The 23,034-nt window shown below is 49.6% G+C and carries 17 protein-coding genes; 6 read left to right on the top strand and 11 right to left on the bottom strand.

Annotation, left to right across the window (positions count from 1 at the left end; genetic code table 11):
• Positions 1-13: 13 nt before the first annotated feature.
• Together atpA and atpG are read left to right on the top strand one after the other, a co-directional pair.
• On the top strand, positions 14-1,594 hold the full coding sequence (atpA, locus tag AABK39_RS04200) for a F0F1 ATP synthase subunit alpha (protein ID WP_338393666.1): 1,581 nt from the start codon (positions 14-16) through the stop codon (positions 1,592-1,594).
• Positions 1,595-1,640: 46 nt separating this feature from the next.
• Positions 1,641-2,534, top strand: a complete 894-nt coding sequence (atpG, locus tag AABK39_RS04195) for an ATP synthase F1 subunit gamma (protein WP_338393665.1) — start codon at positions 1,641-1,643, stop codon at positions 2,532-2,534.
• 148 nt (positions 2,535-2,682) lie between these two features.
• Here atpG and AABK39_RS04190 read toward each other — a convergent pair whose 3' ends face one another.
• The 3 genes from AABK39_RS04190 to hemL form a co-directional block, all read right to left on the bottom strand.
• Positions 2,683-3,513 (bottom strand): carboxypeptidase-like regulatory domain-containing protein, encoded by an 831-nt coding sequence (locus tag AABK39_RS04190; RefSeq protein ID WP_338393664.1) that lies wholly within the window; start codon positions 3,511-3,513, stop codon positions 2,683-2,685.
• Between the two features lie 128 nt (positions 3,514-3,641).
• Positions 3,642-4,052 (bottom strand): DUF2721 domain-containing protein, encoded by a 411-nt coding sequence (locus AABK39_RS04185; protein WP_338393663.1) that lies wholly within the window; start codon positions 4,050-4,052, stop codon positions 3,642-3,644.
• Between the two features lie 62 nt (positions 4,053-4,114).
• On the bottom strand, positions 4,115-5,407 hold the full coding sequence (gene hemL / locus AABK39_RS04180) for a glutamate-1-semialdehyde 2,1-aminomutase (RefSeq protein WP_338393662.1): 1,293 nt from the start codon (positions 5,405-5,407) through the stop codon (positions 4,115-4,117).
• Between the two features lie 382 nt (positions 5,408-5,789).
• Between hemL and AABK39_RS04175 the strand changes: the two genes are divergently transcribed.
• Complete coding sequence (locus tag AABK39_RS04175; protein WP_338393661.1) at positions 5,790-7,808, top strand: T9SS type B sorting domain-containing protein; 2,019 nt, start codon at positions 5,790-5,792, stop codon at positions 7,806-7,808.
• An 11-nt stretch (positions 7,809-7,819) separates the two neighbouring features.
• On the opposite strand, the gene AABK39_RS04170 is transcribed toward AABK39_RS04175, so the two are convergent.
• Positions 7,820-8,620, bottom strand: coding sequence for a Rossmann-like and DUF2520 domain-containing protein (locus tag AABK39_RS04170; protein ID WP_338393660.1), 801 nt, complete (start codon positions 8,618-8,620; stop codon positions 7,820-7,822).
• 376 nt (positions 8,621-8,996) lie between these two features.
• On the opposite strand from AABK39_RS04170, the gene AABK39_RS04165 reads away from it, so the two are divergent.
• Together AABK39_RS04165 and AABK39_RS04160 are read left to right on the top strand one after the other, a co-directional pair.
• On the top strand, positions 8,997-9,518 hold the full coding sequence (locus tag AABK39_RS04165; RefSeq protein ID WP_338393659.1) for a hypothetical protein: 522 nt from the start codon (positions 8,997-8,999) through the stop codon (positions 9,516-9,518).
• A gap of 409 nt (positions 9,519-9,927) precedes the next feature.
• Positions 9,928-11,901 (top strand): GAF domain-containing protein, encoded by a 1,974-nt coding sequence (locus AABK39_RS04160; protein WP_338393658.1) that lies wholly within the window; start codon positions 9,928-9,930, stop codon positions 11,899-11,901.
• 82 nt (positions 11,902-11,983) lie between these two features.
• Here AABK39_RS04160 and AABK39_RS04155 read toward each other — a convergent pair whose 3' ends face one another.
• The 3 genes from AABK39_RS04155 to AABK39_RS04145 all read right to left on the bottom strand — a co-directional run bounded on the left by AABK39_RS04155 (position 11,984) and on the right by AABK39_RS04145 (position 16,258).
• A complete protein-coding gene (locus tag AABK39_RS04155; protein WP_338393657.1) occupies positions 11,984-14,050 on the bottom strand; it encodes a hypothetical protein in 2,067 nt (688 codons plus the stop codon).
• 193 nt (positions 14,051-14,243) lie between these two features.
• Positions 14,244-14,747, bottom strand: coding sequence for a lactoylglutathione lyase family protein (locus AABK39_RS04150; RefSeq protein ID WP_338393656.1), 504 nt, complete (start codon positions 14,745-14,747; stop codon positions 14,244-14,246).
• A gap of 227 nt (positions 14,748-14,974) precedes the next feature.
• On the bottom strand, positions 14,975-16,258 hold the full coding sequence (locus AABK39_RS04145) for a replication-associated recombination protein A (RefSeq protein WP_338393655.1): 1,284 nt from the start codon (positions 16,256-16,258) through the stop codon (positions 14,975-14,977).
• A 660-nt stretch (positions 16,259-16,918) separates the two neighbouring features.
• Here AABK39_RS04145 and AABK39_RS04140 point away from each other — a divergent pair.
• Positions 16,919-17,473: a hypothetical protein gene (locus AABK39_RS04140; protein WP_338393654.1), complete on the top strand. Its 555-nt coding sequence runs from the start codon at positions 16,919-16,921 to the stop codon at positions 17,471-17,473.
• A gap of 69 nt (positions 17,474-17,542) precedes the next feature.
• Here AABK39_RS04140 and hisB read toward each other — a convergent pair whose 3' ends face one another.
• The 4 genes from hisB to hisG all read right to left on the bottom strand — a co-directional run bounded on the left by hisB (position 17,543) and on the right by hisG (position 22,654).
• Complete coding sequence (gene hisB, locus AABK39_RS04135; protein ID WP_338394670.1) at positions 17,543-18,637, bottom strand: bifunctional histidinol-phosphatase/imidazoleglycerol-phosphate dehydratase HisB; 1,095 nt, start codon at positions 18,635-18,637, stop codon at positions 17,543-17,545.
• 618 nt (positions 18,638-19,255) lie between these two features.
• Positions 19,256-20,299: a histidinol-phosphate transaminase gene (gene hisC / locus AABK39_RS04130; protein ID WP_338393653.1), complete on the bottom strand. Its 1,044-nt coding sequence runs from the start codon at positions 20,297-20,299 to the stop codon at positions 19,256-19,258.
• A 166-nt stretch (positions 20,300-20,465) separates the two neighbouring features.
• On the bottom strand, positions 20,466-21,758 hold the full coding sequence (hisD, locus tag AABK39_RS04125; RefSeq protein WP_338393652.1) for a histidinol dehydrogenase: 1,293 nt from the start codon (positions 21,756-21,758) through the stop codon (positions 20,466-20,468).
• A 35-nt stretch (positions 21,759-21,793) separates the two neighbouring features.
• Entirely contained in the window at positions 21,794-22,654 is an 861-nt protein-coding gene (gene hisG / locus AABK39_RS04120; RefSeq protein ID WP_338393651.1) for an ATP phosphoribosyltransferase, read from the bottom strand.
• Positions 22,655-23,034: the final 380 nt, after the last annotated feature.

Here is a 23,034-nt window from a genome sequence, read left to right as displayed (position 1 = left end):
AACTTAAGAAATAATGGCAGACGTTAGACCCGATGAGGTTTCCGCGATACTAAAGGAGGAGCTCGCCGGTGTCAAGACTACCTCAGAGTGGGAGGAAGTCGGCACGGTGCTCGAAGTAGGTGACGGTGTTGCCCGTATTCACGGCTTGGCAAAAGTACAGGCCGGTGAGCTGATCGAATTCCAGAACGGCTCGCAAGGTATGGTTATGAACCTCGAAGAGGACAATGTCGGCGCCGTACTTTTCGGTGATTCGACTTCCGTAAGAGAGGGAGATACCGTAAAGCGTACCAAGCGTATCGCTTCCATTGAGGTGGGCGAAGGCATGCTCGGCCGTGTTGTGAACACACTGGGCCAGCCAATCGACGGTAAAGGCGATTTTCAAGGCAAGCTCTACGAAATGCCTATCGAGCGTAAAGCTCCCGGCGTTGTGTTCCGTGAGCCTGTTTCGGAGCCTTTGCAGACCGGTGTTTTGGCTGTTGACTCGATGATTCCGATCGGACGTGGACAGCGTGAGCTTATCATTGGCGACCGCCAGACTGGTAAGACCGCCGTTGCGATCGACACGATCATCAACCAAAAAGAATTTTATGACGCGGGCGAGCCCGTTTACTGTATCTACGTTGCCATCGGACAGAAGGCTTCCACAGTAAAAGGTATCGTTTCGGCTTTGGAAAAAGCCGGCGCTATGGACTACACTGTTGTAGTTTCGGCCTCCGCTTCTGATCCTGCTCCAATGCAGGTATACGCGCCTTTCGCCGGCGCCGCTATCGGCGAATTTTTCCGCGACCAAGGCAAGCCTGCTTTGATCGTTTATGATGACTTGTCTAAGCAAGCCGTCGCTTACCGTGAGGTTTCTTTGTTGCTCCGTCGTCCTCCAGGACGTGAGGCATACCCGGGTGACGTTTTCTACCTTCACTCACGCCTCTTGGAGCGTGCGTCGAAAGTAAACGGAAACGACAGCATCGCTTCGAAAATGAACGACCTTCCAGATTCTATCAAAGGACTCGTAAAAGGTGGCGGTTCATTGACAGCCCTCCCGATTATCGAAACCCAGGCAGGTGACGTTTCGGCATATATCCCGACCAACGTAATTTCGATTACCGACGGACAGATCTTCCTCGAAACCAACCTCTTCAACGCCGGTATGCGTCCTGCGATTAACGTAGGTATCTCCGTATCGCGTGTGGGTGGTTCGGCGCAGATCAAGTCGATGAAGAAAGTATCGGGTACATTGAAGCTTGACCAAGCGCAGTTCCGCGAGCTTGAGGCATTCGCCAAGTTCGGTTCGGACCTCGACGCCGCCACCAAGCTGACAATTGACCGTGGTCGCCGTAACCAAGAGGTATTGAAGCAGGCACAGTACTCTCCAATCCCTGTTGAACAGCAGGTAGCCATCATTTACGTGGCCACCAACGGTCTTCTCGACAAAGTTGCCGAGCCTAAGGTAAAAGCGTTCCAGAAAGAGTTCCTCGAGACTCTCGTGAACGACCACGCCGACGCTTTGGCAGACCTTAAAGCTGGTAAACTCTCTGAGAAAGCCACGTCGACCATCAAAGAAGTAGCAGCCAAAGTTGCCAAAAACTACGGCGAATAAGTTTAGGACTTGACGGGCCGGCACGCCGGCCCAAAACACCGGAGATATGGCAAACTTAAAAGAGGTAAAGAACAGAATCAGCTCGGTACAGTCGACGCAACAGATCACCAAAGCCATGAAAATGGTGGCGGCTTCGAAATTGCGACGCGCACAGGAAAGGATCGAAAAAATCCGCCCTTACGCCGACAAGCTGACTTCTATTCTTGAGAACGTCTCTTCCGGCAATAAGGAGATGACCGAAAGCATCGCTTACGCCCAACAGCGTCAAGTAGACCGCGTGCTTTTGGTAGTCGTAACGTCCGACCGCGGGCTATGTGGCGCTTTCAACAACAACGCGTTGAAGATGTTCACACAAACCGTTGAGGAAAACTACAAACGCCAGCACGAGGCCGGGTTCCTGTGGGTATTGCCCGTAGGCCGTAAGGCTTTGGAGTTTGTGAAGCGCAGAGGTTACCAAGTCATCAGCGACTACTCTGAGCTTTTCCACGACTTGACTTTCGACACCGCGGCTCCGGCCGCCGAACTTGCTATGGACGGATTCGTTTCAGGCAAATACGACAAGGTGGAGATCATCTACAACTCGTTCCGCAACGTGGCTATGCAGATTTTGAAGCGGGAGACTTTCCTGCCGATTAAACCTGCGGAAGTGGCCGAGCAAGCGCAAGAGTTGGAAACCGACTATATCTATGAGCCTTCGAAGGAGTTTATCGTAGAGGAATTGATTCCGAAATCACTGAAGATTCAGTTCTACAAAGCGATACTCGACTCAAACGCCTCCGAGCACGGAGCGCGTATGACGGCCATGGAACAAGCTACCGACAATGCCGGAGAGCTTATCAAACAATTGCAGCTGACTTACAACCGTACGCGTCAGGCGGCCATCACCAACGAGATCCTCGAGATCGTTGCGGGTGCAGAAGCTTTGCGTGCGAGCAAATAAGAAAACGGGCTTCGCCCAACCTAAAGCCGTTCGGATTCCGGACGGCTTTTTTTGTACCCCTCTCCTATCTATAGGTTGAGAAACAAAAAACGGAACCCAGTCACACAGACCGAATTCCGTTTCCTTATATCTCAGAAAATTCTTTTCCTTATTGTCCGTCTTCTTGCCCGGTTGTTACTTTCTCCGTTTTTTCCATCGCCTCAAACACCTCTTTCTTATACTGAAGATCGACTATGATGTCGTAAGCGACAGTCTTGACCAAGTAGTCGTTTGAATAGTTGCAGAAACGCATAAACTCCAACACCCGGTCATTATCGGTATAACCTGTAAGTTCGGCCACTATTTTCTCGTTAAACTTCGCGTCGATAATCTTAAAGTTTTCGTATTCCTCTTCGGCTTTCGCCAATTTCTTTTTCATCTTCCTTTCCTTGCTGAAAAGGTAAGCTATGGCCGAAATAGGCGACCCGTAAGCCATCGCCGACTTCTTTTTGCCTGAACCGTACTTCACACCGGCCACCTTTTCCTTCTTGTCAGGATCTTCTACTTTCTCGTTGATGATCTGTTGCTTCAGGTCCTCAATCGGGATAAAAGGCCTAATGATCAAGGTTTGAAGTTCGTAAGACGTTTCCTCCATTACGATTTTCGCCACATAACGATCACGCTCTACCGGTTGAGGCAACGTAAAACGAAGGGGCTTATACCCCACAAAAGAAAACACCAACGTATCCGTGGGCGCCATACGCATCATAAAAAGGCCATCGTCAGCCGTTGTGGAACCTTGCTTGAGATGTTCGTTAATAACATGGACATAGGGCATCGGGGCGTTGTTGAGCCCGTTAATCACCAAACCGGTTACGATTACCCTAGTGGAATCCGATTGCTCGGGTTCACCGAAAAAGTCTTGTTCTTGCGCCATGCCTCGACTAGAAAGGAGCAAGACGGGCAACATAGCCAACACACTAAACAGTATTTTTTTCATCAATAAGCCGTTCGTTTGTTCGAATAGGAAGTCAAGTACTCTTCTGGCGGACATCCCTCACACAAGTTAGCGAAAAACGTCCGCAAGTACCAAAATAACGTCCGAACAGGATTTTAAGTATGTCTAGCTTAATGCGATCTTTTCACGGCGCTGTCCTCCATATCGTGAAGCTGAAGTTTGAGCGCGTCAGAAGATATCTGAATCTCCGTAATACAGATAATCAAAGAGGCCAACAGAAGCAAAAGGCTGATCCCGAACACTACTTCCGCCGCAAACTGTTTCCCGTTGAATAACAGAAACATATCCAATACGCAAAAAATAAACGAGCCGACTCCAAGAGCCTGCATGTACTTGATAAGCACCACCCTGCGACGAAGGTTGTTGAGCTGGTCGAGGATAACTTTGTCGGGACTTTCTTTGTATTCGGAATAAAGACTGCGGATAAGCCCCGCAATAGTCAAGAACTTATTTGTGTAAGAAAGAAACAACAGGGAAATGGCGGGAAACAGCAACGCCGGTGTAGTCAGGGTGAGCTCCATGTTTATGTAATGCTATAGGTTGCGAAAAACGCCCGGCGTTTTCGGCGCCGGGCGTTTCAGTATCAGTGGATCGCTTTAAGCGACTCTTTGCTTGCTTTCAAAAACTGTTCGACATGCTCGTCTGTCATCGCAGAGCAGATAAACAGCGTCTCGAACTGCGATGGAGCCAGGTAAATTCCCCGCTCCAACATTTCGTTGAAGTACCTGCCGAAGAGAGCCGTATCGCAAGATTTGGCGTCTTCGAAATCGTTCACTTTGCGGTCCGTAAAGAACAAGCTGTGCATCGAACCGATCTCGTTGGTCGTATAATTCAAGCCGAGTTCCTTAAGAGTCTTCTTAGTCTCTTCAGCCAAAATAGACGCCACGTTATCAATTCTTTCGTACACTTCAGGATGCGTGTCCAAGTGCCTGAGCATTGCCAATCCGGCCGCCATTGAAATCGGATTGCCCGACAACGTTCCGGCTTGGTATACGGGGCCTTGTGGTGATACGAAATCCATAATCTCGGCTTTGCCACCGTACGCGCCTACCGGCATTCCACCACCAATGATTTTACCCAAAGTGGTAATGTCCGGCGTAACGCCCAAACGCTCCTGAGCGCCACCTTTCGAAAGGCGGAACCCGGTCATAACCTCATCGAAAATCAGAACGACGCCTTCTTCGTCGCACAGCTTACGGAGACCTTCAAGGTAACCTTCCTTCGGAACCACACAGCCCATATTACCGGCTACCGGCTCTATGATAATCGCCGCCACTTCGCCTGAGTTAGCTTTGACCAATTCCGTTACTGCCTCAAGGTCATTGTACGGAGCCGTAAGCGTATCTTTGGCTGTGCCTTTGGTTACGCCCGGGCTGTTCGGTTCGCCCATGGTAATCAATCCGCTACCGGCCGCTATCAGGAACGAATCGCCATGGCCGTGATAACAACCTTCGAATTTGATCACCTTGTCACGGTTGGTGTAGCCTCTGGCCAAACGGATCGCCGACATAGTGGCCTCGGTTCCCGAGTTCACCATCCTGACTTTCTCGATGCTCGGCATCATCTTGTTGATCAGTTCCGCAATCTCCACTTCCGGAGAGGCCGGCGTGCCGAAAGACAAAGAGTTCGGTACGGCGGCCTGCACGGCTTCGATAATCTCGGGATGGGCGTGCCCGATAATCATCGGTCCCCACGAGTTGATCATGTCCACGTACTGGTTGCCGTCGACATCGGTCATTACGGCCCCTTTTGCCGATTTCATGAAAATCGGATCGCCGCCCACGGCTTTGAATGCCCTTACCGGCGAGTTCACGCCACCGGGAATGTGGTTCTTGGCTTCGGCGAAAAGCTTTTTGCTGGTGTCTTTATTCAACATGATTTTTCAAGATGTAGTCGCAGAAAAAGTTCGGAGTGGCCGGAAATTTTCCGCCAGTCAGTCACATTTTGTCTTATAATTCATACTAAACGGGCTGGAATCGCTTTTCCGACCGTTAAAGTTATGAAGTGATCTCGGGAAAAAAAATGATTTGGGCTTAGCCTTATTTACCGGATTTGGGGAGATTTGGAACGGGAAAACAGAAAGTTGACATATAATAAAGCCCTGATATGTCACCTTTCCACAAAAAGTCATTTTCATTTCAAGAACGTTTGTTATTTTTCGAAGCCGTTTTGGAATTGGCTATCGCCAAAAAAGAAAATGGCCTTAAGTAAAACGAAAAGGAGTCAGTTTGATCGGAGAGCGTACATATAAAACAATTTTGATTTTTTTCCTGCTGTGGGCAAGCTCATTATGTGTAGGCGTGGCTTTTTCGCAAGATACTGATTGGGTAGAATCGACACACAAGGATTTTAGGGCAAGCCTCGACCGCGGATGTTCGGGCGTCAAAGTGCTTTTTGAAGGATTGAAAGACAACGGCAACAATGTCTTTTATATTCTGGACTTTGACGAACAGAAAAAATTCGACACCAGCCTCTACCCCGCTGATATGCACAAAAGCAACATCTCGCCAACCACCACTTTCAAAGCTTTCTTTCGACTGGGGCCAGACGAAGAGGCTAAGATATTTAAAGTGATACGCTATGAACAAAGCGTCAACGGCGCCGCCCGAATCGATTCTTTGAAGATGGACATTCGGCCGGTCAAGACTTTGCCTGTCGTCACGTTCAGATACTGTAATAACCGGCGAATTGCCCTCAACTTTTCCCAAGACGATTTTTACGACAGGTTCTTAATCGAGCTAAACCCCGACGGTGGCGACGGATACGATTTTAACATAAAAGCTAAAGACTCGATCATCACCCTCGAATCGGACCTGAAGCAGATTTACATCCAAGGGGTTTTCGAAACGCGCGACGAGAACAACACCTTGGTCCGGGCCTGCGACACCCGAAATATACCGTACAACGTGGAGCCGTTGGCCGAGGTCAAAATGCCCTTGGTGTCGATAGTCGAAGAGAAAGAGGAAGGTGTAGAAGTCACCGTCGACAGCCTTTTGACGGGTGGCTCATACGATCTGCAATACAGTATAAACGGCGGAACGTTTCTCACTTTTCCCGAAACTCTTCTCTCCGAAAGCGGACAAGGCGGAAAAGACAAGGTTTTGGTCCCACATACTCCGGGCGAATGGATAAAGTTCAGGGTACCGTACGATGAATGCGAAGTCCCTGATTTTTCCGAAGAAATGGGAATGGTCAGAGTCAAAACAGCCATCACGTTACCCTTGGAGAGCGTAAACGAACTGACTTATTCCAAAAACGACGACTTCGAGCGTATCGCTTTGGAACGAGATTCGAAAGTAATCGCCGAATCGGTTCCCGAATCGGGCTATAAGGACTCAGATTTGGTTTGCAACAAGCTTTATTCTTACCGGTGGGTCGGGGTAAAGGGAAAAGCCAGAAGCTACTCGCTTCCAGCCGAATTGACTGCCCGATCCGAAAAGGTACCCGAAGCGCTCAATTGGCTAAGCGTGTCGGCCGTAGACGGACAACCTGACGCCCTTCAGCTGGAGTGGGATTCGCCCGAAGACGAGACAGTGTCGTTTTACCAAGTGTTCGATGACAATGGAAGCCGTAATGTCAAGGCTAACGCCACTTCGGTAGTGATTGATGGCCTCAGGCCCAGCGAACGGTCATATGATTTCGAAATCCGATACCGTAATGTCTGTGATGTTTTTTCGGGATCCAAACCCGGAAAGTCCATCCATTTGGAAGCCGACCAGCTGGACCCAATGCGTTGGGATTTGGCTTGGAACGATCCGACCGGATTTTCGGCCGGTGATGGCGGAGAATTCGGCTTCGGCCTTGAACGGAACCTGACACCTCCGGAAACCGATAACATCGAAGTTTTGCCCGTTGCGGGAATGTCTGGATACACGACCCGAAATGACCTTACTTCGGATTTGGTCTCGTACCGTATCCGTGTGCCCGTTCCGGAACGGGAAGGCATGTACGTCTATTCCAATACCCAGATGCTCAAATTCGAGGTGATTATCCGTTTTCCAAACGCTTTTTCGCCAAACAGGGACGGACTCAACGACAGATTTAATTTTGTCGGTCTCAATCATCTTATCACCGAATACGAGCTGACAATATTCAACCGCTGGGGAGCCCTAGTTTACCAAACAGACGATAAAGAAAAAGGCTGGAACGGCACCGTAAACGGCATCATCCAGCCCGAAGGCGTTTATACTTACAAAGCCGTAATTACGGACATTAAAGGGCATGTAAACACGTATTCCGGATCCTTGGTCCTGGTAAAAGGAGCAAAAAGATTCTAATTCGATCGATTTTAAACCCTTTCGCCGTAAAGGTCCAGTATGCTTTCCGTCAAAGTCTTGTAAATGCCCTGCGCTTCGGACATATCCTTAAGCAAATCCATGTGCTTTTCCAACGTTTGGAAATCCCTGCGCTTGGCTGGCCCTGTCTGCGAATTTTCGGGACCGATTTCCATCGCTTTGTTTATGGTTTCGGCCAAAAGAGGATGAAGCATTTCAAACCCGACACCGTTTTTCTCGCAAATTTTCTTTGACATTACCAGCAGATGGTTGGTAAAGTTACAAGCAAAGACCGCCGAAGCGTGCAGGCTTGCCCTTTGGTTCGAGTCCATTTCCGAAACCTGTTCCGACCCCAAGGATTCCGCCAAACCGACCAACATTTTGGCGCTTGCTTCACTTGACGACTCGATACAGAAAGGAACTGTCTCGAAATCCACGGATTTATTCTTGCTGAACGTCTGCAAAGGATAAAAGACCCCAATTTCGGAAGTATGTCCGGTCCACAGCGCCTTAACGTTTACATTGCCGGAACAATGTACGAGCAGGCACCCATTGTCCACGGCCACGTTCTCCGAAACCTCTCCGATATAATCATCGCTTACGGCCAACAGCACTATATCCGCACCGCTTCCGGAAAAATCAGGCGCATCCAATATCTCGGCATCGTATAATCTGGAGGCCATTTCCTTTGTGCGTTTCGGGGTGCGTCCGTATACGGCGACCACTCTATGGCCCGCATCCTCAAAAGCTGGCGCCAAATGCCAAGCGACATTGCCGGTACCCACCAGCCCTATATTCAAGTGTCTGTTACGCATATATTGATGTAAAGTCAAGACGTTTTGGACCCTGCTAGCCAACCTTACCGAAACGCCGGTTTCTGTCTAAGATTGCTTATTTCCCAAGCAAAATCACTTTAAGCAATTTACTAAATCTTCTTATAAACAGTGAGTTAGGACTGCGTGTAAGGTGAGTTTTCCTATAGGATTCGTTGACGGAAATCATTTTTCAGCTCTGTTATTTCCCCTTCCTTTGCGGCTAAATTATCAAAACGGCCCTGCACAAAGTCTCGCCGAAAGGTCTTGCGCCCCAACAATTGTAAAAAAGAATCCAGACATACGGATTCTGGACACAGGCGTTTCCCATAAGTGCCGGAACCGTAAAACGGCTTAGAATTGCATTATCAAATATACTATGACTACGATTAAAAAAGTAATTGTCCTTGTCTTGTTCTCAACGCTTTCCTCAGTGTCGGCTTGGGCTCAACATTCCGAACACGCAGAAGGCGTAATCGACAAAGAAAAGGGCAAGCACGGTATTCACCGTTTTGAGATAGGCCTTGCCTACACCGCCGAAAAAGCTCTTGGCGGAGCCATCGGTTATTTCCTTGACCACCATAACAAGTTGCAGTTTACGGCCAACTTCAACGGAGATTACTACTCAGCGTTGTATCTGTACGAATTGCCGATTTATGGCCATCATCTCAACGCCGTGTTCGGTGGCGGCGTGGCAGGCGAAAGAGAGGAAGAGGATGTAATGCACCACGGAGAAACCGCCTCCGAGACAGAATGGAGCTGTCTTGTGGAAGCCAAAGCCGGGGTGCAATATAACGTTAGCAAGCATTTCGGCCTTACCGTTTCCACATTGCCTCATTACAATACCACAAAATCCGATTTCGGTATCGGCGGAGAATTCGAACTGGTCTATTACTTCTAATTCTACCGTTTTGGAATTGGACCACAAGACTGTTCTTTGCCATATTTTAGTTTGGCGGAGAACAGTTTTTTCATGTCCGGCAATATTACTAACACAATCCGGAAACTACGTTAACCCGTCCCGACACATTCCGGCACCCGTTCCGATAGCGTTATCGATGTTTTTATTTCAATTTAATATTTAACTATTCAAACTAGTTAAATAATTAATCTGTTGGTCATTTTCGATCAAGTCTGTCTTTTATGATATTCAGGACAGGACTCTTTTTTATTTGGAGTTTTTCATAAAAGGTTTCTCACCCTATTTTGCTTTTGCGTATTGGTTTGGTTCCGGAACAACTGGATTTTTTCCGATAAAGCGCTCTCCGCACCTAACCCCCTACGCATAAACTTTATTGAACCTCTGGCTTATGGAAAAAAGAAACGACAACCGGCTCTCTGAAAAAAGGGCGGGCCTTTTGGGGCGCCGTAGCCTGCGCAATGGCACTTGGGCATTGCTGTCAGTTTTCGTCGGTATGATTGTTTTCCTTTGCGGCACGCTTTACTTTTCCTACGACCGCACCGAAAGGCTGATCAAGGAACAGGATGTAGCTTGGCAAAACCACATTTCAATGATTGAGCGCCTTAATGCGCAATATCTGGAATGGCAACCCGTATTGTTCTCCGCATTGCTAAACGAGGCGGACTATCCGTCCAGCCCTAAGGTAAAAAATGCGCTAGGGCTTTTGGTAAAGCGATCATCCGGTGAGTTGGCGGACGAAGGAAAACGGCTTGAAAAGGCTTTCCGCAATATAGAATCGGCTTTTGGGACTACAGGAGTCGCAAAAAAGCAAGTAGCGGCTTCCGCCGTGTCCTCCTTCTCGCAGGCCATGGCCAAATACCAGAAAGAAGCCAGCGCGTTGGCCCTCCACGACATTTCCGTGCGCCAAAGCGAGATGAAGGCCTACGCAAGGCTTATCGGCATAGCCTCGTTCATCCTTACGATTGCGCTCATGATCGTTGCGTTGCGCTTTGTGAGCCGTGTGAAGACCTACTTCGACACCATACTCCGCTTTGTGGAGAGAATGGCTAACGGCGAGCAACCGAAATCCATGAACGCCGGCAATAACGAAATCTCCCGGATTATGGGCGTGTTCAACCAAGTATCCGCCAATACGGCAAAAGCCGGGGAATTTGCCCGGGAAATCGGAAAAGGCAATTTCGACCACAGTTTTACGCCCGTAAGTGACCATGACCGCTTGGGCAACGCCTTGGTTACGATGAGCCAACAGCTTAAACAAGTGGCCGAACAAGACAAAGAGCGTCGCTGGATAAACGAAGGGTATACGAAATTCATCGAAATCCTCAGGAATTCGGGAGAGGACATGGCCAGTATGGGCGACGCAATCCTCCGGGACCTTGTCAAATATTGCGACTGTAACCAGGGCGCCTTATATATATCCGAAGGGTCGGACAACACTACTAAACTACGTATGGTGGCTTGTTACGCATATGGTCGTAAGAAGTACTTAAACAGCACGCTCCTGCCCGGAGAAGGGCTCGTGGGACAGGCTTACTTGGAACGTGAGCCTATCTTTATGACCGAAGTGCCTGATGACTACGTAAACATCACTTCCGGCCTCGGCACCGCTCCTCCGACATCGATCATCATTATTCCGCTCTTGCACAATGATGAGGTTAAAGGCATCCTTGAACTGGCCTCTTTCCACACACTGGACGGAGCCGCAAGAGAACTGCTCGACAAAGTATGCGAAAGCGTAGCCTCGATGGTTTCCACCGTAAAGGTTAACGAAGAGACTCAATCCCTCCTTGAGGAAACCCAGGAACAGGCCGAAAGCTTAAGGGCGCAAGAGGAAGAGTTGAGGCAAAATATGGAAGAGCTTCAGGCCACACACGAACAGATGGAACGGATCAAGCACGAGAGCGACGAGAACAACATGCTCCTAATCCGGAAGGCCGAAGAGAACTTCAATTTGGTGAAAAGAATTATCGACGGCATACCGAGCAAGATCTACGTCAAAGACGGCAACCTGAACATGTACATCGTCAACAAGAAGATGCTGGAAGTGCACGGTTGCGAAGAGGACGAACTCATCGGAAAATCGGACAGGGATTTCTTCGCTCACGACCCGGAGCGTGCCCAGCAAATGATAGACGACGAGATGGAAATCATCTCTTCAGGCAAGACACAGATCGTGGAGCACCTCGACGGAGTCAACGGCAACGAGACAATGGTTTGGGGTATGAAAGCTCCGGTATTCCTCAGCGAGGAACTCGGTACCGGTATCCTCGGCTACCAAATCGACATTACCGAAAGGACCAACCTCGAAGAAAAAGTAAAAGAGCTTGAAGCCTTAGTTGCCCAACTGGAAGGAAAAGCTTAAGCAGTTATTCCAGCTAAGTAAAAGGCGCCATTTGGATCAATCCAAATGGCGCCTTTTCTTTTTCCTCTAATTTTTAACCGAATTAAAAAGCCCCCAGATATTTCCTCAGGAACCATTCGAAGGAAAGCAAGGCCATCAGCAAAACAAACAGGCTCACCAAATTCACCAATGGCAAAAACGACTCCCTTACCCGAACCGTTCCCTTTACGCCCTCGGGCTTGAACTCGGCAATCTGACTCACTTCAGAGAAAACCTGCCCGCCTGATACGCCAGCCATTTTTCGCAACAGGTTATGATCGGCCGTGGTGCCGGTAGCCTCCACGTTGTTTTCTTTTATCGTAAACCGGCCGTTGACCCTATAATCTTTTCCTTCGGATTTTAAGCTGGCCGTATAGCGATAACTTCCCGGCTCCAACCCGCTGACTCTATAGCGATTGTTGGAAGGCGAAGTCACAAAACTGTACCTCGATACCGAATCGGTGGAATTTCTTAATGACAATGAGATCTTTTTGCCGTAAACAGGCTCGAAAAGCTGGTTGTAAAACTCCGTATCGAACACTACCGACTCCGGAAAATCATACTCGCGACGCTCCGGATAAACCTTGAACTGGCGCTTGTCTTCCTTATTACCCAAAAGCCCCGCGAGCTTGTTCAGCATTCCTTTGGACGCTCCCACACTCTCGCCGTCAAATTTCTCGTGCAGATCCCAACGCCAAAAGCCTTCTCCCGTGATCACTCCCGTTTTGGTTCCCGATTCGCTCACCACTATCAACGGCCTGTCCGTAACCACTTTTCCCACTCGCTGATAAGCGACCACCTTAGCGCCCGTTTTCAGATTATACGTCCCGAACGGAACACTGAGCGGAGGCAAACCGGCCAAAGCCGTCTTCTGGTCGGGATCAAAGTTGAACTCCGTAAACTTCGGGTTAAATACCGCCGTCACCTCATCCATCCTGTCAATACCGGCCCGAATATCCATCGCGTCGTTCAGCGACGAGAGTTTTCTATAATCCGTTTTCGTTCCGCCCACAAACAGCCTTGGAGTGTCCTTATGCTTTCGCAAATAAGCCTCCACGGCCGAATTCAGGCTCTGTCTGGAAGCCGGAAGACGATGCAATACCAACAAGTCATATTTTTCTTCAGGCAATTGGCTTCGGCCGGCAAACCACAGATCCGTTTCATAATTCTGATTCGATTCGATCACCGAACGGATCGCCTTGATATCCGGATGGGCCGACTGCGCCATCACCAACACTTTCCGCTTTCCGCTGATCACCTCCACGTACGCGCTGGCCGTATTATTTCTCAAAGTAAACTCACCATCCACGGGCCTAAGCTCCACCCTATATCTGCGCAATCCCGAAGAATCGGCCGACAAGTCGAAATGAACTTCCTGAAACTGGCCTTCGCCTTCCAAATCCAACGCTTTTCTTGCCAACACTTTCCCGCCAAGCCTTACCAGCGCCTCGGTGCGCTTGCCCGGCAAGCGATCCTGCTCCACCTCGGCCGTAATCCGGAACAGGTTGCCTTCATACGCCACTTTGTTGTGTCGTAGGTTCCTGATACGCAAATCGGGCTTGGCGATGGTATCGCCTACGGGAACTACGTGTACTGGATAATGGCTTTTGCGAAATACAGGATTGAAGCCTTTATTATAAATACCGTCCGAGAGCAAAACCACGCCCGCTATCTTGTTTCCCTCAAAGTCATTGTCAATCCCGCTGAACAGCGACGACAAATCGGTCTCTTTCTTATCAAAATCGACTTTTCCTTTGCTCCCGTCACCCGACAGCGTGCGGTAATGGATATCGTAATCGTCCGAAAGTCTGCTTTCCCATTCCGACAGGGCTTTCATCTTCGCCGAAAGCGTGGCCGAGTCAGCATAATTGCGAACGGATTCGGAATTGTCGATGGCCACGATAAGCTCGGGCTTCTCCACATACCGGACCGACTGTTTCATAACCGGATCCATCAGCAAAAACACCATTAGCGAAACCACAAAAAATCGGCAACCGGCCATCAGCCAGTTCGCCTTCGCAGACCAGTGCATGGTCTTGCGATAAAGAATCCACGCATAAAGGGCGCCTGCCACAAAGGCCAAAGGCGCAAACCAGGCCGTTGTGCCAAATTGTACCTGAAAGTTTTCCATATCAGCCGTAAAGGGGGGAAAATGCAACGATCACTTTCGCAATCTAAGAAAATTTCACGCAATTATGGAGAGCTTTCAACCCTCCGGAAAAAGTACGCCCAATATCAGGCCACGCCCGCTCACAAACGCCCAAAAATAAAAAAGTCGTCCGGGAATATTTTCCGGACGACTTTTTCTTCCAATGCCAAAAGGCTTATTTATACGCCCCGGACGAGTAAGTCAACTCGTAGCTGTGCGTGTAGATTTCGAAAATATTTCCGAACGGATCCTCAACGTAAACCATCTTAAACGGCTTCTCGTTCGGATAGTACTCACGGATAGGCATACGCTGTTTTCCGCCGTACTCGACAATCTTTTTGGTCAGTTCCTCAATATTCGGGTCCTGTACGCAGAAGTGAAACACGCCCGGCTTATAAGGATCGAAAGCGCCACGCTCGCTGGCCATTTCGGCAAACTCGAACATCTCGAAACCTACGCCGTCAGAAGTCGATAAGTGGGCGATACGGAATTTCTTCCAGCCCGTCCCAAACACGTCAACACACATTTTGCCTATCGCGGACTCAGTCTCCTCGTGAACGTCCTCCGGCCCCATCAAAAGGTACCAGCCCATCACTTCGGTGTAGAACTCAATCGCTTTTTCGATATCCGGAACCGTAATTCCGATATGAGAAAATGACCTTGGATATGTCTTGCTCATCGTTTCCGTATTTTTGTTTTCGATTACAAAAATCCCGCTTTAGCCGACGCAAATCAAGACGGCACTCAAAGGGAACCTAGTCACCTAAACGTGTCCCTTGCTGATTGTTAAGGGAATACGGGGATATTTTTTTTGTTTGGTCTTAGGTATCAGGTATTAAGTATTAGGTACACCATCCGGTTCCAAGCCAAATACCTAAGACCTCATACCTGATACCTAAGACCAACTCAGTACCTATACTTTTCTTTCCAATAAAACTTCAGCCTCTTGCGGAACTCGTTTTCCCTTGGATTATCTCCGGGCGAATAAAAAGTCTCGTGTTCCAGGCCTTCGGGCATAAATTCCTGATAAGCGAAATTTCCGGGATAGTCATGCGAATACTTGTAGCCCTTGCCGTAACCTTGGTCTTTCATCAATTTTGTCGGGGCGTTCCGGATTGGCAACGGCACCGGCAAACTGCCCGTCTCCCTGATTTTCCGTTGGGCCATATTCACCGCCATATACGCGGCGTTACTCTTGGGCGAACAGGCCAAATACGTCACGCACTGCGACAACACGATACGCGCCTCGGGATAACCGATCGCCGAAACGGCCTGAAAACAGTTGTTGGCGATTACCAAAGCCGTTGGGTTAGCGTTGCCGACATCCTCGGACGCCGAAATCAATAACCGTCGGGCGATAAACTTCACGTCCTCGCCACCCTCGATCATCCGGGTCATCCAATACACCGCTGCGTTTGGGTCGCTACCGCGGATTGATTTTATCATCGCCGAGGCGATATCGTAATGCTGGTCGCCCTGTTTGTCGTAAAGCGCCACACGCTGTTGGGCATTATGCGTGACAAGCTCGTCGGTAATCAGCACTTTCTCCGATTTGTCGAAAGTATCGACCACCACCTCAAAAAGGTTGAGCAATTTCCGGGCATCGCCACCGGCAATCTGAAACAGCGCTTTCGTTTCCTTAATCTCGATCTCCCTTTGCGAAAAATCCTCGTCCAAGCTTACGGCCTGTTTCAGCAAACGGAGCATTCCGTCTTCCGAAAGGTTTTTCAGGATATAAACCTGACAGCGGGACAGCAAAGCGGCGTTTACCTCAAAGGAAGGGTTTTCCGTCGTGGCGCCCACCAGAGTTATCCAGCCTTTTTCCACAGCCCCGAGCAACGCGTCTTGTTGCGACTTGTTGAAGCGGTGAATCTCATCGATAAACAGCAACAGTTTTCCCCTAAGCCTTCCTTTCTGGATTACTTCACGCACTTCTTTCACACCCGAAGAAATAGCGCTCAGCGTTTCGAAAGGCATCTTGGCCGTCTCAGCAATAATCTGCGCCAAAGTGGTTTTGCCAATGCCCGGAGGGCCCCAAAGAATCATGGATGGTACGGCACCCATGGCCAATGCCCGCCTTACAATACCCTGCGGTCCCACCAAATGATCTTGTCCAATAACATGATCAAGAGTTTTGGGCCTGACGCGTTCGGCCAAAGGCTGTTTCTGATGTTGTGTGAATAAATCCATAATATCGAGAGCTGGAACAGGAAACAAAGAAAAGCCAAAGGGCCGAAAAAGAAAAGGACGAAAACCAGACATTGAAGCCTAACCGCCAGATAGAATTGCGAAAACCGCTCACCCTTCAAAAAAATATGGTTATAAGACTTCGAAACAAGAACGGGCAAAGCCAAGTCAAATGCGGAAAGCCCCAATCCATCGCGGATAAGCCTAAGTCAAATGCGGAAAGCCTCAATCCGGCGCGGATAAGCCTAAGTCAAGCGCGGAAAGACCCAATCCATTGCGGATAAGCCTAAGTCAAGTGCGGAAAGACCCAATCCATCGCGGATAAGCCTAAGTCAAATGCGGAAAGCCTCAATCCGGCGCGGATAAGCCTAAGTCAAGTGCGAAAAGACCCAATCCATTGCGGATAAGCCTAAGTCAAGCGCGGAAAGATCCAATCCATCGCGGATAAGCCTAAGTCAAATGCGGACAACGCATATAGAATTTCCCTTCCTTTAATTCTCAAGAAAACGAAAGCCCTTTCACTTTGTCAGACAACCGTACGCAACGTACTTTTGTCACAAGCGAAACCCTCTGTGGAAACATTACGCCAGGTTGTGGACAAAAGCCGGAAAAAGGCCAAAAACTCCCCGACCGACAACCGGTAATCAACAAATGTGAATAAGGATGTTGAAAACGATTTTTAGAACGACTGCGCTAGCCCTGATCTTGGTGGCCTGTGGAAAGAAGGACAAAAAAGGAAGCGATCCGGAACAGCAAAACACCCTTTCGCCCGAATTCGAAACGTATTTATCCAAGCTCCCAGAACTGCCCCTACCTTTCGAAACCCATTGCGATTTGGACTCTTTGGGAACAGATAAAGTAGGCAGGTTTACTCCTGAGGGACTTTGGCCTTCCGGAAAACTGAAAGGGTCAGACAATCACATCCTTGTGCTTTATGGCGGACTCGGCGATTACCTCTATCCATTTCTCTACTCTTTTAACCATGACGGAGATGCAATAGACTCATTGGCGCTAAACTCAAACGGTTGCATTGGGGGCGAAAGCTTCCAGACTGCGACTTATTCCAAAATAAATCCCGACTTAACGATTTCGCTGATCGATTCCACAGAATATCACAGTTACGTAGACGAGAATCTGGACAAGATGAAGCTGGACTCCGCCACCGTAACCAAAAGCGAATACAAGCTCGACAAAAACGGAAAGTTCGTCAAGCTCTAACCGCCACCAACAAAAAGAGTCCGCCCGGAATCACCGGACGGACTCTTTTCAATTCGTCAACCGCTTCGCCTACAACACGCCTTTGGTACTCGGCATCTTGTCGGCTTTGGTGATATCACGCTTGATTGCGATCCCCACCGCCTTGGCGAATGATTTAAATATCGCCTCGATCTTGTGGTGCTCGTTCTTGCCTTCGGCCTTAATGTTCAAATTACAGCCGGAAGTATCGCAGAACGATTTGAAGAAGTGATCGAACATCTCGGTCGGCATTCCGCCCACTTTTTCACGTTTGAAATCCGCTTCCCAAATCAACCACGGACGCCCGCCGAAATCCAGAGCCACCTGCGCCAAACACTCGTCCATCGGCAACAGGAACCCGTAGCGGTTTACGCCGCGCTTATCGCCCAACGCTTCGGCGAAAGCCTGACCGAGGGCCAATCCAGTATCTTCGATCGTGTGGTGCTCGTCCACATGCAAATCGCCTTTTACACGGATATAAAGATCACAGCTGGCGTGGCGCGCCACTTGGTCAAGCATATGGTCGAAGAACGAAATCCCTGTGCTGATATCCGACTTTCCGCCACCGTCCAGGTTCAGGCGGATTTCGATATCCGTCTCGTTGGTATGGCGCAATACGGTGCTTTTGCGCTTTGGCAATTTGAGGAACTGATAGATTTTGTCCCAATCCGTAGAGCTGAAAGTAGCTCCCTCCGTCCTTTCACCGATAAAAATCGATTTCGCCCCCAAGTTATCGGCAAGCTCGATATCCGTCAGCCTGTCGCCGATCACAAAGGAGTTTTCCAGATCGTATCCGCCTTCCATATATTTGGTGAGCAGACCTGTGCGCGGTTTACGCGTCGGAGCGTTGTCTTCGGGAAAACTGCGGTCGATGCAAATTTCGTCGAACACCACGCCTTCGTTCTCCAACGTGCGGAGCATCTTGTCGTGGGCGGGCCAGAAAGTGTCTTCCGGAAAAGAATCCGTCCCGAGTCCGTCTTGGTTTGTGACCATCACGAGCTCGTAATCCATCTCTTCGGCAATCTTGCGAAGGTTGGAAATGGCTTTGGGCAGGAACTCCAGCTTCTCAAGCGAGTCAACCTGCTGATCAGTGACCGGTTCGACGATAATGGTGCCGTCCCTGTCGATGAAGAGCGCTTTTTTCATGTCGTTTGACTGCGGATCTTCCGGAGTTCGGAATTTCCTTGGTGGTTTTAGGTCTTGGCCTTCCACAGAGTTCCTCATCCTGCGTACGTACGGTATCAGTTCGTACAGACGGAAAGTGAGCCATTCCACAGAATGTTCGAGTCGCTCACGGGCGGGTTTGTCCTGAACGCCCATGGCCTTGTAGAAGTCCTCGAGTTGTTTGGTTATGTTCGGGTTCATCAACTCCAAAGAAGTGGCGTTGATGTTCTGGGTAAATTCGCTGCGAATGTTATTAAACATGTACGTGGCCCTTACCAGCAAAGGATCGTGATAAAAGTCGAAAAATTTGAGCAGGTTTACCTTTTCGAGAAACGGGAGCCTTTTCCTGTCGTATTTGGGCATAAAAGCGACGAGCACCTCGTCGGTAAGGCCTTCGACAATCACCGAGGCCGTCAGGGCGTAGGTCCTTTCGTCAGGGCATTTTTTCAGGGCTTCTTTCTGCGCTTCCAGATCGGTGGGTTGCGCCCACAGCTCCGGATCCATTTTCTCTAGCTCAAAATTGATGATAGCCATAACGGGTATGCTGAATAAGATTGTGTGGCGGGCGCCAGAATTCAGAACCTCCGGGGCCCGCTACGTTCAAATGTTTTTCAAGGCGCCGATAAGCGCCAGGTTTTCTTCTCGTGTACCGACCGTGACGCGCAACGAGCCCTCGCAAAGGCGAACTCTGGACCTGTTTCGCACCACTATTCCGGCGTTGACAAGATAATCATAAACTGCGTCTGCCTTGTCTACTTTTGCCAAGATGAAATTGGAATCGCTGGGAAAAACGTGCTCGACCAACGAAAGCTTGCCGAATTCCTCCTCCAAAAAGGATCTTTCCTCAATAATCTCCGCCACCATCGCTTTCATCTTCTCCCCGTTCTCCAAAGCCTTCAGCGCCTCAATCTGGGCCAGCTCGTTGATGTTGTAAGGCGGTTTTATCTTGTTAAGGATCTCGATAATCTCTTCGGAAGCGAAGGCCATTCCCAAGCGCAAACCGGCCATTCCCCAAGCTTTGCTGAAAGTCCGCAAGACTACCAGGTTGGGAAATTCCGACAGGCGGGAAGTCCAAGACTCTCGTCCGCAAAAATCGACGTAAGCCTCGTCCACCACCGCTATGCCTGGAAATTCCCGGACAAGGCGCTCGACTTCGGCCGTACCGAAATCGTTGCCCGTAGGATTGTTGGGCGTACAGATAAACAGAAGCTTCGTTTCCGGAGTAGTCGCGACTTTCACGGCCTCAACGTCGGGCGTAAAGTCCGGGCGCAACGGCACGCGGACTATGCCGGTGTCGTGTATTCCGGCACTGACCTCGTACATGCCGTAAGTAGGTGGCATAATCAGAATAGAATCCTGCGCCGGCCGGCAAAAGGCCCGAACCAAAAGGTCGATAGGCTCGTCGCTGCCGTTGCCCAAAAAGATGTTCTTGGCGGGCACGTCGGTCAGTTCGGAAACTTTCTCTTTCACCTTCCGCTGATACGGATCGGGATAGCGATTCAATGTAGTGTCGCCAGCGGAACCAAGCGGATTCTCGTTAGCGTCAAGGAATATTTTGGCATCGCCGGAAAACTCGTCCCGCGCGGACGAATACGGCTTAAGGTCCCGCAGGTGCGGGCGTATGAGTTGATTGATGTCAAACATGGTCTGGAAAATGGCTGGGAGATGTAAGAAAAACCTAGAGCGGAATTCGTTATGGAAGAGAAAAGGACAATCTCCCCGCTTGGGTCTTAGTATAAAGTTATGTTCATCGGCACTGTACCAAATACATAATACCTTATACCTAAGACCGTCAGGGGAAAAGCTTTATTTATTTCTTTCCTTTCAGATATTCCAGTCGCAGTGTTACGGCGTTCTTATGGGCGAAAAGCTCTTCGGCCTCGGCCATAATTTCCACCGACGGCCCCAGTTTCTTCAAGCCTGATTCGCTGATTCGCTGGAAGGTGATTTTCTTGACAAAACTATCGAGCGAAACACCGCCGAAGGTACGGGCAAAACCGTTTGTCGGCAATGTGTGGTTAGTGCCCGAAGCGTAATCCCCGGCCGATTCCGGAGTATAATTCCCGATAAATACGGAGCCCGCGTTAATGACTTGGTCGGCCACCTGCTCAGCGTTTTCCACCGCTAGAATCAAGTGCTCGGGAGCGTACGCGTTTGAGAAATCCATGGCCACGCTCTTGTCCAAAATCACCGTACGACTATTCGATAAAGCGCCCTCGGCCATATCTTTCCGCGGAAGTTCCTCAAGCTGACGGTAGGTTTCTTCCAAAATTCCGGTAGCCACCTCTTCCGTATTGGTCAACAATACCACTTGGCTGTCGTGGCCGTGCTCGGCTTGGGAAAGAAGGTCGGCGGCTACAAAGGCCGGAACACAAGTTTCGTCGGCGTAAACAAGGACTTCCGAAGGGCCGGCTGGCATATCGATAGCCGCTTCGCCTGTTTGGCTTACGATCTGCTTGGCGGCGGTCACGTATTGGTTGCCCGGTCCGAAAATCTTGTCTACGGAAGGGACGTTTTCCGTGCCGTAAGCCATCGCGGCCACGGCTTGGGCGCCACCGGCATTCACCACTTTCTTCACTCCGGCCAATTTGGCGGCGAAAAGAATCGCTGGGTGGATTTCCCCGTCCTTATTCGGAGGCGTACAAAGCACTATCTCCTTACAACCGGCCAGATTGGCGGGAACGGCGAGCATCAAAACCGTAGAGAACAAAGGCGCCGTACCGCCCGGAACGTAAAGCCCCACCCGCTCAATAGCCACGCTCTTGCGACTGCAAACCACTCCGGCCGTCGTCTCAATCTCGACAGGTTCCGTCTTCTGGGCAGCGTGAAACTTGGCGATATTCTCTTGGGCCAAAGCGATCGCCTCACGCAACGGAGCTTCCACGGCCTTTTCGGCCGCTTCGAATTCCGCCTCGCTCACCAAAAGGTTTTCCGGCGAGGATCCGTCAAATTTTTGCGAAAAATAACGCAAAGCCTGATCACCTTCTTCCCTAACTTTGTCGAGAATCGGCGCCACCGTTTTACGAATGGCCGCAAAATCCTGTACGGGTCTTTTTATGATATTGCCCCAATCTTCACGCTTGGGTCTTGAATAGATTTTCATAGCAGTGGAATTTGCGTTGGAAAACGCATGGTTGATCAGAAAACCATTTTCTCGATTGGCGTAACCAAAATATCTTCGGCACCGGCGTTTTTGAGCGCTTCGATCACTTCCCAGAAATCGTCTTCGTTGATTACGGCCTGCACCGAGCTCCAGCCTTTGTTCTTCAACGGCGTGATAGTCGGGCTCTTGGCGCCGGGCAATACGCGTTCGATTTCATCCAAAGCGTTGTCCGGAGCGTTCATCATGATGTATTTCTTACGCTTGGCGCGCTGTACGGCGTCGATGCGGAAAAGGAACTTGTCGAGCAATGCTTTTTTCTCCGCCGAAAGCCCCGGAGTGGCCACCATCACGGCCTGCGACTTAAAGATCGACTCCACTTCCTTCAAACCGTTGCTCAACAACGTGCTGCCGGTACTTACGATATCGCAAACGGCGTCGGCCAGGCCTATACCGGGGGCGATTTCCACAGAACCGCTGATCTCGTGTATCGAGGCGCTTACTCCTTGCTCTTTGAGGTATTTCCCCAACAAAACAGGATAAGACGTAGCGATGTGCCCGCCGTCAAGATCCTTGATTCCGTTATATTCCACTTCGCGGGGAACGGCCAAAGAAAGACGGCACTTCGAGAAACCGAGCTCTTTGATCACCTCGATATTTTTGCCTTTTTCCACGGCTACGTTCTCACCGATAATGCCCAAATCGGCTACTCCGTCGGCTACATAACCGGGGATATCATCGTCGCGGAGAAAGAGAAATTCCATCGGAAAATCCTCCGATTTCGCTTTCAAAGCACCTTTTCCATTATTGAATCGGATACCGCATTCGCGGATTAACCGTAAAGAATCTTCGCTAAGCCGTCCTTTTTTCTGTACGGCGATTCGGATGTAAGTTTCCATCTGAGATTGGATTGAAAAGAATGTGATTTTGGATGCCGGGTATGGCGAAAAGCCTTGGAACGGACAGTATTTTCCGCTACCACAGGAATTTTCATCGACTATAAACCGGGATATTCGGGAAGGCCGGCACTCGTCCGGACCCTTCGGATAGGGCAATATGTTAGCGTATCATTCCTCAGACGAGGAATGATGAAAATGACGCTGATGGGATTCCACGATCGAAAAAGCGTCCGTTGGCAGTATGTCCAAACGGCATTTCATTCAAAAGCAAAAGTGACGATTACTCGTCACTTTGTCAATGTTTTATTCAAAAAAAGACAAGCATTTATTTTAAATTCATATTGAGCTAACAAGAACGATACGAATTTCGCAATGCCACT

Origin of the sequence: Fulvitalea axinellae (genome assembly GCF_036492835.1) — a bacterium.
Classification (GTDB): domain Bacteria; phylum Bacteroidota; class Bacteroidia; order Cytophagales; family Cyclobacteriaceae; genus Fulvitalea; species Fulvitalea axinellae.
This window is presented reverse-complemented; position numbering and strand designations above follow the sequence as displayed.

Coding starts and splice junctions, on each gene's coding strand:
- hisD (WP_338393652.1), bottom strand. CDS start 21,758: ATGAAAATCTATTCAAGACCCAAGCGTGAAGATTGGGGCAATATCATA.
- AABK39_RS04150 (WP_338393656.1), bottom strand. CDS start 14,747: ATGAGCAAGACATATCCAAGGTCATTTTCTCATATCGGAATTACGGTT.
- AABK39_RS04165 (WP_338393659.1), top strand. CDS start 8,997: ATGACTACGATTAAAAAAGTAATTGTCCTTGTCTTGTTCTCAACGCTT.
- AABK39_RS04155 (WP_338393657.1), bottom strand. CDS start 14,050: ATGGAAAACTTTCAGGTACAATTTGGCACAACGGCCTGGTTTGCGCCT.
- hisG (WP_338393651.1), bottom strand. CDS start 22,654: ATGGAAACTTACATCCGAATCGCCGTACAGAAAAAAGGACGGCTTAGC.
- AABK39_RS04185 (WP_338393663.1), bottom strand. CDS start 4,052: ATGGAGCTCACCCTGACTACACCGGCGTTGCTGTTTCCCGCCATTTCC.
- hisC (WP_338393653.1), bottom strand. CDS start 20,299: ATGTTTGACATCAATCAACTCATACGCCCGCACCTGCGGGACCTTAAG.
- hisB (WP_338394670.1), bottom strand. CDS start 18,637: ATGAAAAAAGCGCTCTTCATCGACAGGGACGGCACCATTATCGTCGAA.
- hemL (WP_338393662.1), bottom strand. CDS start 5,407: ATGTTGAATAAAGACACCAGCAAAAAGCTTTTCGCCGAAGCCAAGAAC.
- AABK39_RS04170 (WP_338393660.1), bottom strand. CDS start 8,620: ATGCGTAACAGACACTTGAATATAGGGCTGGTGGGTACCGGCAATGTC.
- atpA (WP_338393666.1), top strand. CDS start 14: ATGGCAGACGTTAGACCCGATGAGGTTTCCGCGATACTAAAGGAGGAG.
- AABK39_RS04145 (WP_338393655.1), bottom strand. CDS start 16,258: ATGGATTTATTCACACAACATCAGAAACAGCCTTTGGCCGAACGCGTC.
- AABK39_RS04160 (WP_338393658.1), top strand. CDS start 9,928: ATGGAAAAAAGAAACGACAACCGGCTCTCTGAAAAAAGGGCGGGCCTT.
- AABK39_RS04190 (WP_338393664.1), bottom strand. CDS start 3,513: ATGAAAAAAATACTGTTTAGTGTGTTGGCTATGTTGCCCGTCTTGCTC.
- AABK39_RS04140 (WP_338393654.1), top strand. CDS start 16,919: ATGTTGAAAACGATTTTTAGAACGACTGCGCTAGCCCTGATCTTGGTG.
- atpG (WP_338393665.1), top strand. CDS start 1,641: ATGGCAAACTTAAAAGAGGTAAAGAACAGAATCAGCTCGGTACAGTCG.